The organism is Paraburkholderia nemoris (assembly GCF_905221015.1).
GTDB lineage: Bacteria > Pseudomonadota > Gammaproteobacteria > Burkholderiales > Burkholderiaceae > Paraburkholderia > Paraburkholderia nemoris.
This window is the reverse complement of sequence record NZ_CAJNBO010000017.1, coordinates 114,393-128,264: the sequence shown is the minus strand read 5'-3', so window position 1 is coordinate 128,264 and position 13,872 is coordinate 114,393. Positions and strand designations below refer to the sequence as shown.

Here is a 13,872-nt window from a genome sequence, read left to right as displayed (position 1 = left end):
CGGCGAGACCTGCCGGGTTTGTCTGCAAACACCAATGCGGGCCGCGCGCCAAGCCGGCGCACGTTCGTGCTACCCGAGATGCCGAACCACTTAGAACTGCGCGGCAAAAAAAAATGGGCTAAACGCCCATCATCTTATTACCGGTGGTCGCACCTGAGCCGCACATGAAAAGCCGCACGCCCAGCGACTCCGCGATTGTAGCCATTTTTCGGGACAAACGCAAACCGCAGAACGCCGTACGAAGCGCATTTCCGCTTGATTTCATGGGAATCTTTCAACGATATGGCGGCGCGCCGAGCCTTTTGCAAGGCGGTTTGCGCCGCTTCGAACCTGCGCCGGACAAGCGAGGCCACGAAACTCTGCCCCTACTTATGCGCACGCCGCGGTTTTATGCATCAGATGAAACCTGCGATGAAACCCGCGGCGCTCGTCGATCGATTCTGACGGTGGTAAAGGGTGAATCGTTGAGAAACGATCAGCGGCCAACCGTCATGCTTAAGTTGCTTGTCGTTTAACGGCCACGCGAACGGCCGCGCGGTGCGCCGCCACCACGATTGGCGCCACCCGCATTAGGGTTGCCGCCACCGCCACCGCCACCGGCGCGATTAGCGTTGCCGCCGCGATTGCCGGCCGGCCCGCGGCTACCGCCGCCCGGATTGCCGCCGCCAGGGCCGCCGACGCGCTTACCGCCGCCAGCCGCACGATTGCCATTGCCCGACGGCGCGCGATTGCCGTCGACGTCACGGCCGCCACGCGGGCCAGGCGCACCGCCGCCGCCCATCGGGCCGCTGAAGCCGCCGGCGCTGCGGCCAGCGCCGCGATTGCCGTAACCGCCACCGCTACCACCACCAAAACCACCACCCGCACCACCGCCGAAGCCGCCACCCGCCGCACCGCGACGGCCTTGACCACGCGGCTGCTGCTGGTCGAAACGACCATGCGACATCAGTACCGGTTCACGGCTAATGAAGCCCATCGACGTTTGCATCGGATCCGGCTGCTTGCGCTCCGGCGCCTCTCTGCGGCCGCCCTTTTCTTCCGACGGCGCCTTCAGGCCGACCGACGCCATCAGCGCGCGCACCTGATTGTCTTCGAGTTCTTCCCAGCGGCCGCGCTTCAGGCCCTTCGGCAACGAGATCGGGCCATGACGCGTGCGGATCAGGCGGCTGACCATCAGGCCGGCTGCTTCGAACATGCGGCGCACTTCGCGATTACGCCCCTCGGCGAGCGCGACGTGATACCAATGATTGGTGCCTTCGCCGCCGCCATCGCGAATGCGCAGGAAATTCGCCGGGCCGTCTTCCAGTTCGACGCCGTGCAACAGCTTCTGACGCATACCTTCCGCCAGCTCGCCGACTACGCGCACCGCATATTCACGCTCGACGCTGTAACGCGGATGCATGAAACGGTTCGCCAGATCGCCCGAGGTGGTCAGCATCAGCAGACCTTCGGTGTTGAAGTCGAGGCGGCCGACCGCGAGCCACTTGGCGGTCTTCATCGGCGGCAGCTTGTCGAACACCGACGGACGGCCTTCCGGATCGGCGTGACTGACGATTTCGCCGGTCGGTTTGTGATACAGCAGCACGCGCGGCGGCTTGTTGGCCAGCTTGCGCTTGACCGGCTTGCCGTTGATGCGGACCTGGTCGGTCGGCATGATGCGCTGGCCGATGTGAGCCGGCTCGCCGTTCACCGACACGCGGCCGGCGACGATCAGTTCTTCCATGTCGCGGCGCGAGCCCATGCCGGCTTCGGCCAACACCTTGTGCAGCTTCGGCGCGTCGTCGTCCGCAGCCAGCACGCGCTTGGGCGCGGCCGGCTTGCCACGGCGCAGCATCGGGGCGCGTACGCCGCCAGTGGCGCCGTTGTCCGCATCGAATGCGGGCGAGGTGACGTACGAGAACAGATCGTCCGGGTTCGCTTCGGCTGCGATTGCCACCGGCGCTTCGGCGCCACGGCGATTCTGACGCTGACCGCCTTCACGCGGCTGACGTTCACCACGCCCGCCCTCACGGGGGCCGCCCTCGCGGGGCGCACCTTCACGCTGACCACCCTCGCGCTTCGCGCCGCCTGCATTGCGGCGCGGGCCCTGGCCCTTGGCGCCGCCATCCTTGCGCGGCATGCGCACCTGCGCGACCACCTCGCCGTCCGGCGGCGTTTCAGCGACGACCGGCGCTCCTTGCGCAGGCGCGCCTTCGGCGCCCTTCGTCTTCGCTCCGGCGCGGCGCCGCGCGATCAGGCTGCGCGGTCCGCGACGCAGGCCGCGGCGCGGCCGGTCTTCACCGTCTGCTTCCGTGGCCGGCGCCGGGCGCTCGCCCTCGCCTGCCGACGCTTGCGTGGTACGCGCTTCGTCGGCGCGTGCCGACGGCACGGCGCGCTCGGATTCGGACGAATCGGTGTCGTGGGTATGTGTCAAAACAACCTCAAAATGTCAGGTCGCGCGCGCCCATTGCGGGCGCGGCAAAAAAAAAGTTCGGTTACGTCAGGCGCTGCGCGACTCGGGTTCGTCGTCGGTCAGAATGCCTGCGTCCTGTGCAGCATCGCGGCGATCCTCAGGATCGCCGTGCGCCGCCGTGGTCGGGTTCGGCTCGGCGGCGTGCTCCGTATTGCGGAGTACGCCCGAGTCGTGCGCGGGTATTGCCGGATCGGCCTGGGAGACCGGATCGTGATTCAGTGCGGGCTCGGCGGCGCCGGCCTGCGGTTCAACGTTCGCCGCTTCGGCATGTTCTTGCCCATTCGGCGCTGCTGCAGCGTCCTGATGGGACTCGGCCGCCGGTACGGCGCCCGCCGGATCATGCCTTGCCTCGGCAAGTTCAGTTTCGCCTGCTTCGACTGCCCCGCTCGCCTCAGCCGGCTCCGCGTGCTGCGTCTGAGCGACCGGCGTTTGATGCTCTTCAGCGTGTTCGCCGGCGATTTCCGTTCCGGCCGCCTCGCCAACCGCTTCAACGTGGCCGTGATCGGCAGTCTCGTCTAGAGATTCGCCTGCTTCAGCGCCGGCCTCGCCGACGCCAGATTCCGACGGCCCTTCGAGCGTGCTCTCTGCGTCTGAAGCTAATGCCTGTACGGCCCCGGCCTCGGAGAATTCGATCGCATGCTGACCGAGTAGATCCGCGTTCAGCTGCGCCGACGGATCCGCGAGCGGCGGTAATTCGTCGAGCGCCTTCAAACCGAGGTCGTCGAGAAATTGCCGCGTGGTCGCGTACAGCGCCGGACGGCCCGGCACGTCACGATGGCCGATCACTTCGATCCAGCCGCGATCCTCGAGTTGCTTGACGACCTGCGTATTCACCGTGACGCCGCGAATCTCTTCGATATCGCCGCGCGTGACCGGTTGCCTGTACGCAATGATCGCGAGCGTCTCGAGCACCGCGCGCGAATATTTCGGCGGCTTCTCAGGATGCAAACGATCCAGGTACGAACGCATCGCGGGCTTGCTTTGAAATCGCCAGCCCGACGCCAGCCCGACCAGCTCCACACCGCGCCCAGACCAATCCTGCTTCAGGTCTTCGAGCAAATTCCGAACAGTGTCTGCCGACACGCCGTCGGCAAAGAGCTTGCGCAAATCGACGAGCTTTAACGGCTCCTGCGCGCAGATCAAGGCAGTCTCGAGGACGATCTTCGCCTCTTGGGTATTCATGCAGCTAGGTCAGACCCTGTGGTCAAAGAACCGGATCAAACAGACGATGTGGAACTGAAGACGCGCTCGCCCGATTCTGATCGGTCATATTGATGGGAGCACGCACCGGGGGGAGGCGAAACAGGCAATCGAGCCAAACCCAGCCGGACGGAGCAGCGATATTCCTGAAAGGAATCGCGTGACTGAGCGCCATATTACGCAAAAACAACCAGTGCGTAAAGACGAAATCCCCGGCGCATTTTTCAGCGGCGCCCCAAGCTGCGTGCTTTCGCGGAAAACCCGGCGGAAATGCACGAGAATCGGACTGAAATCGGCCCTTAATTGACACCTTGCGGGCCGTTCAATCGCGCCAAGCGCCTCTTTCCGCCGCGCCTCAACGCGTGCCGTGCTGCGCCAGAAAACGCTTCAGACGCTCGACACCCGCGTCCAGCCGCGCCGTATCGCAGGCATAGCACCAGCGCACGAAACCCTCGCCTTGCGGACCAAAGGCGCTGCCGGGCGCCACGCCCAGGCCCACTTCGCGCACCATGGCCTTGCATAGCTCGAGACTGCGCGACGCCCCCGGCATCGAGAAAAACACGTACATCGCTCCGGGTGGCGCCTTCACATCGACGCCCGGCACCGTGGACAACGCCCGCACCAGATGGTCGCGCGATGCCTTCAGGTCGAGCACCAAATCCTGCGTGAAGCGCTCGCCCTGCTGGACGGCCGCGATGCCCGCCTGCTGGACGAACGCCGGTGCGCACGAGGTGTTGTATTCGACCAGCTTGCCCAGATCGTCCATGAGCGAGGTTGGCGCGACGATCCAGCCGAGCCGCCAGCCGGTCATCAGCCACGCCTTGGAAAACGAATTCACGCAGATCACGCGCTCGTCGCGCGTGGCCAGATCAAGAAACGACGGCGCCGTGTGCGAACGGGTGCTGTCGGCGTCAGCTTCGGCTTCCGCATAATAAAGACGCTCGTAGACTTCGTCGGCGACGATCCAGATGCCGTGGCGGCGGCAATGCGCCAGCACGGCGCGCTGCTCTTCGCGGCTCATCACCCAGCCTGTCGGATTGTTCGGCGAGTTGATCAGCAGCATCTTCGTGTCCGGCGTCAGCGCCGCCAGCAATTGCTCGAGATCGAGTTGCCAGCCGCGCTCACCGTAGCCCAGCGCGATAGTTTCCACATGCGCGCCCAGAATCTTGGGAATCTCAACCAGATTCGGCCACAGCGGCGTGACCGCGACAACGCGGTCGCCTGCATCCACCACCAGCTGCGCGGCAAGCATCAGCGCGTTGACGCCGGCGCTCGTCACCGCAATATGATCGGGCGACGTCGTCCCGTGCAACGCGCTGACGTAATCCGCGAGCGCCGCGCGCAACGGCGCAATGCCCAGGTTATGCGTATAGAAAGTGGCGCCGGCAGCCAATGCGGCGCTAGCGGCGTCGCGAATGAAGGCCGGGGTCACCCGGTCGGACTCGCCGAACCAGAACGGCAACACGTCCGCAACGCCGAAGCCGGCGTTCGCGACTTCCCGGATCTGCGAAGGACGCAGGGCGCGCACGGCATCGCGGGCATTGGGGACGGAGGGCACGGGCAGATCCGTTTCGCTCATCGAGACTTCCAGACAGTGATGGACGGGTAATGCGTCAAGGCTGACGCCAAGGGAGGCGACAGTTTAGCGCGGCGCCTGCTTTTGGGACGGCGAAGTCACCGAGTCAAGCGGTGCGGCCAAAGTCATCAGCCCAAATCCTCCGCCCGCGCCGGCAATTGGCGGATCAGACTCCACACCGCCTCCGCCGCCGGCGACAGCGAGCGGTCGCGCCGCCGCACCAGTTCGACGGTGCGCTCGGCGCGCGGCACGAGCGGCCGCGCCACCAGCGAGGCGCCCGCCGGCAGCGGCAAGGCCAGCCAGGGCAGCACGCTCACGCCCACGCCCGCCTCAACCAGCCCAAAAACGGTCGCGGAATGCCCCAGCTCCTGCACCACGGTGGCGCTTACGCCGTATTCCTGCATCACGGCATCGATGATCGGCCGGCTGCCTGACGCGTAATCGAGCATGACGAGTTGCTGGCCTTCGAGGTCCGTCCATGCCACCTGCTTATGTGCCGCCAAGGGGTGGTCGTCGCGCGAAACGACGCAAAACGAATCGGTCATCAGTGATTCGCTCAGCAGGTCGTCGGCGGAAAACGGACCGATGACCACGCCGAAATCGACTTCGCCCGACTTCACCTTGCGCACCACATCGCTTTGCACGTCGTCGCGCAGACCCAAGGTGATGTAGGGAAACTGCCGTCCGCACGACGCCACGACGCTCGGCATCAACCGGCAGGCAACCGTCGGGCTCGCGGCCACCACCACCCGTCCGCGGCGCTGCTCGCCGATTTCGCGGATCTCGCGCAAGGCGTCGTCCAGATCCGTCAGCAGCCGCGACACGCTCGACACCAGATTGCCGCCGACATCCGTGAGCTGCACCTCGCGTGTGGTCCGGTCGATCAGCTTCAGACCGATCTCCCCCTCCAGTTCGCGTACGCAGCGACTGACCGCCGACTGCGTCAGACCGATTTCATCGCCGGCCCGGCTGAAGCTCTGCAAACGGGCGACCTCAATGAAAACCCTTAGCTGACGCAGCGTCACATTCATTTACCAGCCTCATCAATAACCCAGTTTGATGCGCATTGTATGGCGAAATGCCGCACCACATTCGCATTTAGTGCTAACGCTGCAGCGCAGCAATAAGGCGCAAACGCACGCTGGACGGGCCTGATTGCACAAGATTGGTGATTGTCCCGATTTGCGAGATGGGTTTTTTGGATTCTTATACGCCCCTAGCTAGCGCCCGCGCTGGCCCGCTGTCACAGGGCTTTCAGGTAGTTGGATCAACTTGGCACACTTCCTGCATTTACATGCACACAGGGTCGGCGCCATGACTACTGGCTGAATAGCAGATCGTGGCAAGCCCGACCCCCCTTGGCACTCGCCTATCGAGTGCATGGAGAGTGCGCGGCGCGGGGCAGCGCACCGGAGTTAGCTTCGCTGAGGTGAAACATGATGCTGTTCGACGATTTGAGAGACAACGAGTGGGCGCTGGTCGAGGCGTTGTTCTGTGCGGAGCCAGCACGGAGCGAACGTCGTGGTCGACCACGCGTGGAAGCGCGCGCAGTTGTCAATGCCGTGCTTTGGGTGCTGTCGACTGGAGAAGGCTGGTCCAAACTGCCGGGCCGCTATCCGTCGCCGCCGACTTGCCGCCGTCGCTTCGACGAATGGCAAGCCGATGGTACGCTCGCCGAAATAGTTAAGCGACTCGGCACGAGCGGCCGTGAAATTTCGCTGCGCGGCCGCATCGGCGCGACCGCCGCGAAACCGCCGGCACCGCCGAGCCGCGACCGTCTGCGTGGCGCATTCTGGACCAATCCGGAATCGTGGCGCGCGCCGGTCAAGATGGCCTGACGCGAATTGTTCTGCCTCCGGGCGCCTGCGGGCGCCCGGCGTGTATCTGGGCCGCCGTGCGCCGTCTGTCGACGCCCGCCCGACCTGCATGGGCACCGCTCCTCGGCGCGCCCAGCTCAGTCGTCCCTTCCAGTTTCTCCGACCTGATTTTCGACTCGCTTCGGCCACCTGAAGCGAGTCGATGATTGCGGGTGAAACATCCATTTACTATTGCTTACAGCGTGCTTTCGCCACTCGGCATACCGTATGAGTATGCAAACAGGCCTTGAGTCGATCGGCTTGACGGGAGCTCAGCATGAAACCAATGTCACTGCTTCTGTGCGGCATTGTCGTTTCATCAATGGCCGCACCGGCGCTCGCACAGCAGCGCCCACAGGGCTGGAACTGGCGGCCGGATCACACGGCCACCATTGAAGCCTGGCAGCAAAGCGAAACACGCAACCGCGACTTCACGCCGCCTGCGCCCCGTGGCGACTTGCGCGGCGATATCGCAAGCAATGTGCGCACGCGCCCTGAGCCACCGCGCGAAGACCCTGCGCGCCGCCGCTAGGCGTGCGCCGCCGCGCCGGTGACCGACCCGGCGTGCGTCAAATCCATGGGGTCAACGCTGTTGTTTGCCGCCATGGTTCGCTATAGCCGGCGTCCATCGTCGCGGCGAGCCAACGCGCTACATGGCGAATTGAACGATCGGGGAACCACGAGGCGCTGCGCCAGTCTGATTCAACGCCATTAGCACAGCGTGGCAGTAGTAATTCCGGTACGCCCGTATCCTTGCGATACGGGCTTTTTTTTGCGTCAACGGGAGAGCGGTGCGCCGCTATATCAGGCGCATCAGCCAGGCAATGAGGCGGAGCAATAAGCGGAGCGATAAATCACCGCCAGCCGCGTGGGAGCGGCTGGGAAATACAGCGCCAGCGCCTTTCGCCCGCGCCCTTAAGGCCGGGCTTCGAGAGCGGCTGTAGGCCGCGCTTCGGCTGTCGCGACGACGTAGTCGTTCATTCGCTGTGCGGTCCAGCTCAACAGGCGTTCGTCGTGCGCAAGCCTCGCGAACTCGGCTCTGCCGCGGTCGGTGAGCACGGCGATATCAACCGGTGCGTGAAAGCCCGGAGCCGGTGCGACGGTGCGCTGCCGAACAGTGTCCATCAAGCCTAGCGCGCGAAGATATTGGAAGACACCCGGTCGTCTGGCCCATGGGACCTGGCGATATTGCGCCCGCCGCAGCGCTTCAAGTACCGCTTCGTTGGAATACGTGGTCATCTCACTTCTTTCTTAAAGTGCAGCTATGACACATCTATGCCCAACACGTCACCGCGCCACCAGTGACGCGCATAGCACCCGCCCTTGGCTGGAAACTGGCCGCTTTCATGCGGTCGAATTCCGCCAGGTGCTGCCCTGGTCTCGTTTTCGGAACCCCCGTCTGAACGCCATGTTAGCGTTCTGTCTACGGGCCGACGATGCAACCGCTGCGGCGCGATAGCAGGCCCATAGATTTGTCCCGAAAGACATACGTTACCCCATTTAAATTGATTCTATTCACTTTATTAGCGCTTTTTTTTGCAGCAATCGTGCTTTGGAAACGCGCCCGCCGACCTCTCGCCATGGGCGCGATCGCCCTGTTCTGGCTGCTCGCCGCCGGCTGGCTCACGGCTCCATTGCTGGAATTGGCGCAGCCGCATCGGCAGACCGATACGCCCGCCCGCTTCGCGCCGCGCACCGCGATAATCATGCTCGGCGGCGGCACCAATTACGACGCTGACAATGTGCTCGTGCCACCGCGTGACGTGCTCGCGCGCATCGCCGTGAGCGCCGAAAACTACGCAGCCTGCAAGCGTACGGCCGCCACGTGTCAGATTATCGTGAGCGGCGGCAATCCGCAGCGACATAGCGCAACCGAAGCGGATACCTACCTGCCCTACCTGCTACGCCGACAGGTGCCGCGTGCGGACATCGTGCTGGAAAACAGCAGCCGTACGACTTACGAAAACGCGCGCAACGTGTCAGCCATTCTCGACCGGTCACGTTACGATTCGCTGATACTCGTCACCTCCGCCTATCAGATGCCGCGCGCATTACTCGACTTCCATCGTTTCGGCCTGACGCCGCAGCCGCTGATCTCGAGCGCGCTGCGTACAAATCCCGGTGTACTGCCACGCTATGACAATCTGGTGAACGCGGAAATTGCGCTGCACGAACTGATTGGAATCGCACAATTTCACGTCTATCGTGCAATCGGATGGTTCTGAATTTCATGCTTCCTGACGAAGCAATTTATTTAGAGATGCGAATATTCTTTGTATCGACAACGCATTGTCGAGTTTGATGCGAGATCGTCATCGACAGTGACTGTGGTCTGAGCGTAACAAGGTGTAACTAATTGTCACTGTAGTTACAAAACGTCCGCTGGAGCGGATATTGCTGGCTAGAATGCATTGTCTTTCCGATTGGACAGGCAAATACTCGGGTCCATTACCACTCTGCGGAGGTAACAATGAAGAAAGTGTCCCTGGCGATCCTGGTTTCCCTCAGTGCCGTAACAGGCGCGGCCTATGCGCAGGACAACGGCGTCATGATGAGCACCGATCCGGCCAAGGCCGCCGACGTCGAGCAGCGCGCGCAAGATTTGCAAAACCGCCAGCAAGCAATGGAAAGCGCGCCTATGCCGGAGAAACATCACAAGATGGCCCCGCACCATCACAAGAAGGCCGCGAAGGCCGAAGCCGCCAGTTCGTAAGCGCAGTTTGACTGCATCACCTGCGGCCTCGCCGCGAAGGTGAAAAGCCGAAGCCAGCACCGCCGGTTTCGGCTTTTTTGTTGTCTAATGGACTCGCCGCAGGCCCGCTGCGGCCGGCCGACGTTATGCTAAAGTCGCGCACCGACCGGCGCCCTGCCGGACTCCCCCTAACCTGTGCGCACCTTGGTGCGGAGGACAGCATGAGCAACATCCAGCTAGATATCGAATGGACTGAAGCAGCATCTCGCAAAATCGAAAAACTGATGCCGCGCGGCGGTCAGGAAGCGTTCCTCGCGCTGCCGCCCGTCGAGTGCCTGCCGATGGAAGGCGACGTGCTGTTTCTTGGCCCGGACGGCAAGCAGCAGCCGTTCATTGTCGCGGAACGCCAGTATCACCACGACGGCGATGCCGACTGGACCATCATCCTGATCCTCGACGTCCCGCAAGCCACGCACTAAAGACCAACGGCGAGCGCCGCGCAGGCCGTGTCCGGCCTGGCAGTTCACTCGCCGTCGTTTGACTTTCGGGGTTCGACCTTCGGAGATCCCCGCGCTGTTCGCCCTTTGAACGCTTACGCGATCTTCGACAAGACGCGAATTTCCGCGTGTTCGACCCAATCCGCCACCGCTTTCTTGTAAGCCGCAATGTGCGCGGATTTTGCATGCGCCGCCAGCGCTTCCTGGCTTTCCCAACGCTCGACAAACACGAACCGGCGCGGCTCCTGCACGTCACGATGCAGATCGTATTGAAGCGCACCCTGCTCTTTGCGCGTCGGCCCGACGATGCCTTCTGCCGCTTCACGCAATTGCTCTTCATAGCCCGGCTTTGCCACCGAGATTGCGACCACTGCGATTTCCGCCATGCCTGTGCTCCGTTCGTTCAGGAAAAGCAGCAGCATACCCGCCGCCCGCCAAACCTGCAGGCGCTCACGCGCCCCTGGCATGCTCCTGCGACCACGGCTGGATACTCTGATGCAAAGCCTTCCGCGGACGCAAAATGTCTGAGCACCGTCCTTGCCTGGAGTTTGGCGGGCGGCCACTCACCGCCCTGCTACCCTCGGCTTCATACGGGTGATTGATTTCGTTCGAACGATCGATCCTGCACGCGGCAAACGAAGGCGAAACCCACGCGAGACGCCCATGAGACCGGGGCCGGCCACCGTACCACGGTCGGTTTTCCGGGCGCCCGGCCACATCCCGCGTCTGTGATAACCCGCACATTCACGCGAAGTTCGAACTGATAGACTGGTTTTGACTAATCCCGCCGGAGCCCAGCATGGCTGGCATTGCTCTCCGCGTTCCCGGGCTGTGCCCGCCTGACCCTGCCGGCGCCTGGGCTGTGCATCCGTTGTGCGTCAAATCTGTCGGCGCGCCCCGTCACCCGCTTGCCGCGATGTCACTATGCCCGCACTCATGCCTGCCCTTATGCCGACCGTCAGCGAATTGACCCTTAGCGGCCTGCTCCCGCATCTGGTCCGGGACGAGTCCGGCTGGACCGCGACGTGGCGCGCGCTGACCCTGCACAGCGTGTTCCAGCCCGTGCTGTCCGTCACGCATCAGTGCGTGGTCGGCTACGAGGGCCTGCTGCGCGCGTTCGATCCGGTCGGCTTGCCGGTGTCGCCTGAAGTGCTCTTCTCCGGCACGCGCTCGGCCGCCGACGCACGCGAGCTCGATCGCATCGCGCGCTGCCTGCACGTGGCGAATTTCATGGAACAGGGCATCAGCACTGGCTGGCTGTTTCTGAATACGCGTCCGCAGGTGTTCGAAACCGGCTGGCCGCAGCGCACCTTTATCGACGAGCTCTCGGCGCACTTCGGCCTGCCGCAGGAGCGCATCGTCATCGAAGTACTCGAACAACCCGCCGACGATGAATCCGCCGTCGCCAGCATGCTCGCGGCGTCGCAGCCGCGCGACTTCCTGATCGCGATCGACGACTTCGGCACCGGTTTTTCGAACTTCGACCGCGTGTGGCGCTTTCGCCCCGACATCGTGAAACTCGACCGTTCGCTGGTCGCGCGCGCGGGCAAACGTGAAGGCGACGATTCGATGATCAGCCACCTGATCGCGATGCTCCATCAGTCCGGTACGCTGGTGCTGGCCGAAGGCGTCGAAACCGACGAGGAGTTGATGATCCTGATGCAGGCCGACGTCGATTTCGTACAAGGTTTCTGGCTCGGCCAGCCGAAGGGTTCGGTGCAGGCTGCGTGCGCCAAGGTGCCGGCGCTGGTCGAGTCGATGTGGAGCAAGTTCGCCGCCTATGAACAGGCTCATGCCGGCCACCAGCGGCTCGGTTTCGAAGGGTTCGCCGAAGCCGTGCTCGCCGCTGCCGACACTTTCAAAGCCACCGGCGATCTGCGGCAGGCGGCGCAAAAGGTGTGGCATCTGCCCGAAGCACGCCGCGTGTTCGTCACCGATGGTCAAGGCGAACAGACGCAAGCCTCGGTCTCGGCCGCCTCGCTGCCGCCGCCTCCGCTGCGGCTCGCGCCGCTCTACACCGATACGCGCAGCAACTGGTCGCGGCGCGCGTATTTCAAGCACGCGCTCGCTGCGCCAGGGCGCGTCGCCATGATGGGGCCGCACTACTCGCTCGCGGACGGCCAGGACTGCTATACCGCGGCAATCGCATTCGAGCGGGACGGCACGCATGTGCTGTGCGTCGATTTTGTGCCGATGACGTCACCGGCCGATACGCGTTCTGCTCGACGCGGGAGCAAACGCTGAACGCCAACGACCGCTGGCTGGCGCGCGTTGTCGTGAGATTCTCAGGGTGCCTCTGAGAGCACTTCCGTCGCTCTGCCGGGATTTAGCGCCTCGGCCCCGCCGCCTTAAATCCCTTTACTTCCGTCAATCCCGTCAATCCTCCACCCGCCCGCGGCCGGATTTGATCTCACTGCGCTTGGCCTTGCTGTCCAGGCGCCGCCGATTCGACGCGCGCGTCGGCCGGGTCGCGACACGCGGCTTGCGCGTCACGCTGACGCTTTCGATCAGCTCGTCGAGCCGCGCCAGTGCCGCTGCGCGGTTCATCTCCTGAGTGCGATGCTGCTGCGCCTTGATGATCACCACGCCGTCGCGCGTAAGCCGATGATCGGACAGCGCGAGCAGGCGCATCTTCAGCACCTCCGGTAACGACGAAGCGTGCACGTCGAAGCGCAGATGGATGGCGCTCGAGACCTTGTTGACGTTCTGGCCGCCCGCTCCTTGCGCGCGCACTGCGGTCAATTCGATTTCGTTCGGCGGGATCGGATAACGGGATGTCATGATGGGATTGAGCTAGAGACGCAAGTGTACCCAGGGCACAGTCGATTACCGACTACGGACTATCGGCCACGGCCGCCGATGCGAAAAACTATTTGCATCGACACAGCCGGTTCACCGATACTGCCGTTTTCGCTTACAGCGTAAATTCATATGAAACTCCGTCCGGGTTTTGTGCTGGAACTGGCTGTCAACTTTCTGCTGCCATGGCTTGCCTACCGGTTCACGCTGCCGCACCTGGGCGAGACCGGCGCGCTGATCGCGTCCGCCGTGCCGCCGATCGTCTGGAGCCTGATCGAACTGGTGCGCTTTCGACGCGTCGACGCACTCAGCGTCATGGTCGTGGCGGGCATCGTGCTGTCGGTCGCGGCAATGGCGCTGGGCGGCAGTCCCCGCATGCTGTTGCTGCGCGAATCGCTGGTATCCGGCGCAATCGGCGTGGTGTTTCTGCTGTCGTTGCCAATGCGCCGCCCGCTGATTTTCTATCTCGCGCGCGCCACCGTCGCCCGTGAAATGGAAGGCGGCGCCGAGCGCTTCGAAACCTTGTGGCGCGAGCGGCCTGCTCTCGTCAGTGCCATGCGGCTCATGACGCTCGTATGGGGCGTCGGTCTGACCGGTGAAACGGCGCTGCGCGCCTGGATGGCGCTCACCTGGCCCATCGAGCGCTTTCTGGTGGTCTCGCCGTTCATCGGCTATGGCATCTACGGCGCCTTGACGCTGTGGACGCTGTGGTATCGCAAGACCATGCGCAGCCGGGTCGAAGCGCGCGTGCAACCGGGTGGGATCGCTAGCTGAGGGGTTGGCTGCTCGGCTGCTCAAGC

At 63.7% G+C, this 13,872-nt stretch carries 14 protein-coding genes and 1 pseudogene; 8 read left to right on the top strand and 7 right to left on the bottom strand.

Annotated elements, in window-relative coordinates:
* The first annotated feature begins 164 nt into the window (after nt 1-164).
* Nucleotides 165-515 (top strand): hypothetical protein, encoded by a 351-nt coding sequence (locus tag KHO33_RS25475; protein WP_054034656.1) that lies wholly within the window; start codon nt 165-167, stop codon nt 513-515.
* Here the strand turns inward: KHO33_RS25475 and rluB are convergent.
* From rluB to KHO33_RS25455, 4 genes are all read right to left on the bottom strand, one after another.
* On the bottom strand, nt 512-2,413 hold the full coding sequence (gene rluB, locus KHO33_RS25470) for a 23S rRNA pseudouridine(2605) synthase RluB (RefSeq protein WP_200565681.1): 1,902 nt from the start codon (nt 2,411-2,413) through the stop codon (nt 512-514). The two genes, KHO33_RS25475 and rluB, sit on opposite strands and share 4 nt — an antisense overlap.
* 66 nt (nt 2,414-2,479) lie before the next feature.
* Nucleotides 2,480-3,634, bottom strand: a complete 1,155-nt coding sequence (scpB, locus tag KHO33_RS25465) for an SMC-Scp complex subunit ScpB (RefSeq protein WP_200565680.1) — start codon at nt 3,632-3,634, stop codon at nt 2,480-2,482.
* A 373-nt stretch (nt 3,635-4,007) separates the two neighbouring features.
* The gene (locus KHO33_RS25460; RefSeq protein ID WP_054034657.1) at nt 4,008-5,231 is read right to left on the bottom strand and encodes a pyridoxal phosphate-dependent aminotransferase; all 1,224 of its coding nucleotides are present in this window, start codon (nt 5,229-5,231) and stop codon (nt 4,008-4,010) included.
* A 125-nt stretch (nt 5,232-5,356) separates the two neighbouring features.
* Complete coding sequence (locus KHO33_RS25455; RefSeq protein ID WP_200565679.1) at nt 5,357-6,259, bottom strand: LysR family transcriptional regulator; 903 nt, start codon at nt 6,257-6,259, stop codon at nt 5,357-5,359.
* A gap of 408 nt (nt 6,260-6,667) precedes the next feature.
* On the opposite strand from KHO33_RS25455, the pseudogene KHO33_RS25450 reads away from it, so the two are divergent.
* Together KHO33_RS25450 and KHO33_RS25445 are read left to right on the top strand one after the other, a co-directional pair.
* Nucleotides 6,668-7,063, top strand: a pseudogene (locus KHO33_RS25450) (transposase); the annotation flags it as partial.
* A 298-nt stretch (nt 7,064-7,361) separates the two neighbouring features.
* Nucleotides 7,362-7,616: a hypothetical protein gene (locus KHO33_RS25445; RefSeq protein ID WP_054034658.1), complete on the top strand. Its 255-nt coding sequence runs from the start codon at nt 7,362-7,364 to the stop codon at nt 7,614-7,616.
* A 383-nt stretch (nt 7,617-7,999) separates the two neighbouring features.
* On the opposite strand, the gene KHO33_RS25440 is transcribed toward KHO33_RS25445, so the two are convergent.
* Nucleotides 8,000-8,323 (bottom strand): hypothetical protein, encoded by a 324-nt coding sequence (locus KHO33_RS25440; RefSeq protein ID WP_054034659.1) that lies wholly within the window; start codon nt 8,321-8,323, stop codon nt 8,000-8,002.
* 266 nt (nt 8,324-8,589) lie between these two features.
* Between KHO33_RS25440 and KHO33_RS25435 the strand changes: the two genes are divergently transcribed.
* The 3 genes from KHO33_RS25435 to KHO33_RS25425 all read left to right on the top strand — a co-directional run bounded on the left by KHO33_RS25435 (nt 8,590) and on the right by KHO33_RS25425 (nt 10,255).
* Complete coding sequence (locus tag KHO33_RS25435) at nt 8,590-9,309, top strand: YdcF family protein (RefSeq protein WP_407946197.1); 720 nt, start codon at nt 8,590-8,592, stop codon at nt 9,307-9,309.
* 245 nt (nt 9,310-9,554) lie between these two features.
* Nucleotides 9,555-9,797 (top strand): hypothetical protein, encoded by a 243-nt coding sequence (locus KHO33_RS25430; RefSeq protein WP_093632441.1) that lies wholly within the window; start codon nt 9,555-9,557, stop codon nt 9,795-9,797.
* A 200-nt stretch (nt 9,798-9,997) separates the two neighbouring features.
* Nucleotides 9,998-10,255 carry a hypothetical protein gene (locus KHO33_RS25425; protein ID WP_007182306.1) on the top strand — a complete coding sequence of 86 codons (258 nt, stop codon included), beginning with the start codon at nt 9,998-10,000 and terminating at the stop codon, nt 10,253-10,255.
* 113 nt (nt 10,256-10,368) lie between these two features.
* Here KHO33_RS25425 and KHO33_RS25420 read toward each other — a convergent pair whose 3' ends face one another.
* On the bottom strand, nt 10,369-10,659 hold the full coding sequence (locus KHO33_RS25420) for a putative quinol monooxygenase (RefSeq protein ID WP_054034701.1): 291 nt from the start codon (nt 10,657-10,659) through the stop codon (nt 10,369-10,371).
* A gap of 538 nt (nt 10,660-11,197) precedes the next feature.
* On the opposite strand from KHO33_RS25420, the gene KHO33_RS25415 reads away from it, so the two are divergent.
* Nucleotides 11,198-12,517 (top strand): sensor domain-containing phosphodiesterase, encoded by a 1,320-nt coding sequence (locus tag KHO33_RS25415; protein WP_234480621.1) that lies wholly within the window; start codon nt 11,198-11,200, stop codon nt 12,515-12,517.
* A gap of 132 nt (nt 12,518-12,649) precedes the next feature.
* On the opposite strand, the gene arfB is transcribed toward KHO33_RS25415, so the two are convergent.
* The gene (gene arfB / locus KHO33_RS25410; protein WP_054034662.1) at nt 12,650-13,054 is read right to left on the bottom strand and encodes an alternative ribosome rescue aminoacyl-tRNA hydrolase ArfB; all 405 of its coding nucleotides are present in this window, start codon (nt 13,052-13,054) and stop codon (nt 12,650-12,652) included.
* Between the two features lie 150 nt (nt 13,055-13,204).
* Between arfB and KHO33_RS25405 the strand changes: the two genes are divergently transcribed.
* On the top strand, nt 13,205-13,846 hold the full coding sequence (locus KHO33_RS25405; protein ID WP_200565677.1) for a VC0807 family protein: 642 nt from the start codon (nt 13,205-13,207) through the stop codon (nt 13,844-13,846).
* Nucleotides 13,847-13,872 lie beyond the last annotated feature (26 nt).

What these genes read in the sequence shown, in the direction of transcription:
- KHO33_RS25460 (WP_054034657.1), bottom strand. Translation starts at nt 5,231, where the DNA reads ATGAGCGAAACGGATCTGCCCGTGCCCTCCGTCCCCAATGCCCGCGAT.
- KHO33_RS25455 (WP_200565679.1), bottom strand. Translation starts at nt 6,259, where the DNA reads ATGAATGTGACGCTGCGTCAGCTAAGGGTTTTCATTGAGGTCGCCCGT.
- KHO33_RS25405 (WP_200565677.1), top strand. Translation starts at nt 13,205, where the DNA reads ATGAAACTCCGTCCGGGTTTTGTGCTGGAACTGGCTGTCAACTTTCTG.
- scpB (WP_200565680.1), bottom strand. Translation starts at nt 3,634, where the DNA reads ATGAATACCCAAGAGGCGAAGATCGTCCTCGAGACTGCCTTGATCTGC.
- KHO33_RS25430 (WP_093632441.1), top strand. Translation starts at nt 9,555, where the DNA reads ATGAAGAAAGTGTCCCTGGCGATCCTGGTTTCCCTCAGTGCCGTAACA.
- KHO33_RS25425 (WP_007182306.1), top strand. Translation starts at nt 9,998, where the DNA reads ATGAGCAACATCCAGCTAGATATCGAATGGACTGAAGCAGCATCTCGC.
- KHO33_RS25445 (WP_054034658.1), top strand. Translation starts at nt 7,362, where the DNA reads ATGAAACCAATGTCACTGCTTCTGTGCGGCATTGTCGTTTCATCAATG.
- KHO33_RS25415 (WP_234480621.1), top strand. Translation starts at nt 11,198, where the DNA reads ATGCCCGCACTCATGCCTGCCCTTATGCCGACCGTCAGCGAATTGACC.
- KHO33_RS25440 (WP_054034659.1), bottom strand. Translation starts at nt 8,323, where the DNA reads ATGACCACGTATTCCAACGAAGCGGTACTTGAAGCGCTGCGGCGGGCG.
- KHO33_RS25420 (WP_054034701.1), bottom strand. Translation starts at nt 10,659, where the DNA reads ATGGCGGAAATCGCAGTGGTCGCAATCTCGGTGGCAAAGCCGGGCTAT.
- KHO33_RS25475 (WP_054034656.1), top strand. Translation starts at nt 165, where the DNA reads ATGAAAAGCCGCACGCCCAGCGACTCCGCGATTGTAGCCATTTTTCGG.
- arfB (WP_054034662.1), bottom strand. Translation starts at nt 13,054, where the DNA reads ATGACATCCCGTTATCCGATCCCGCCGAACGAAATCGAATTGACCGCA.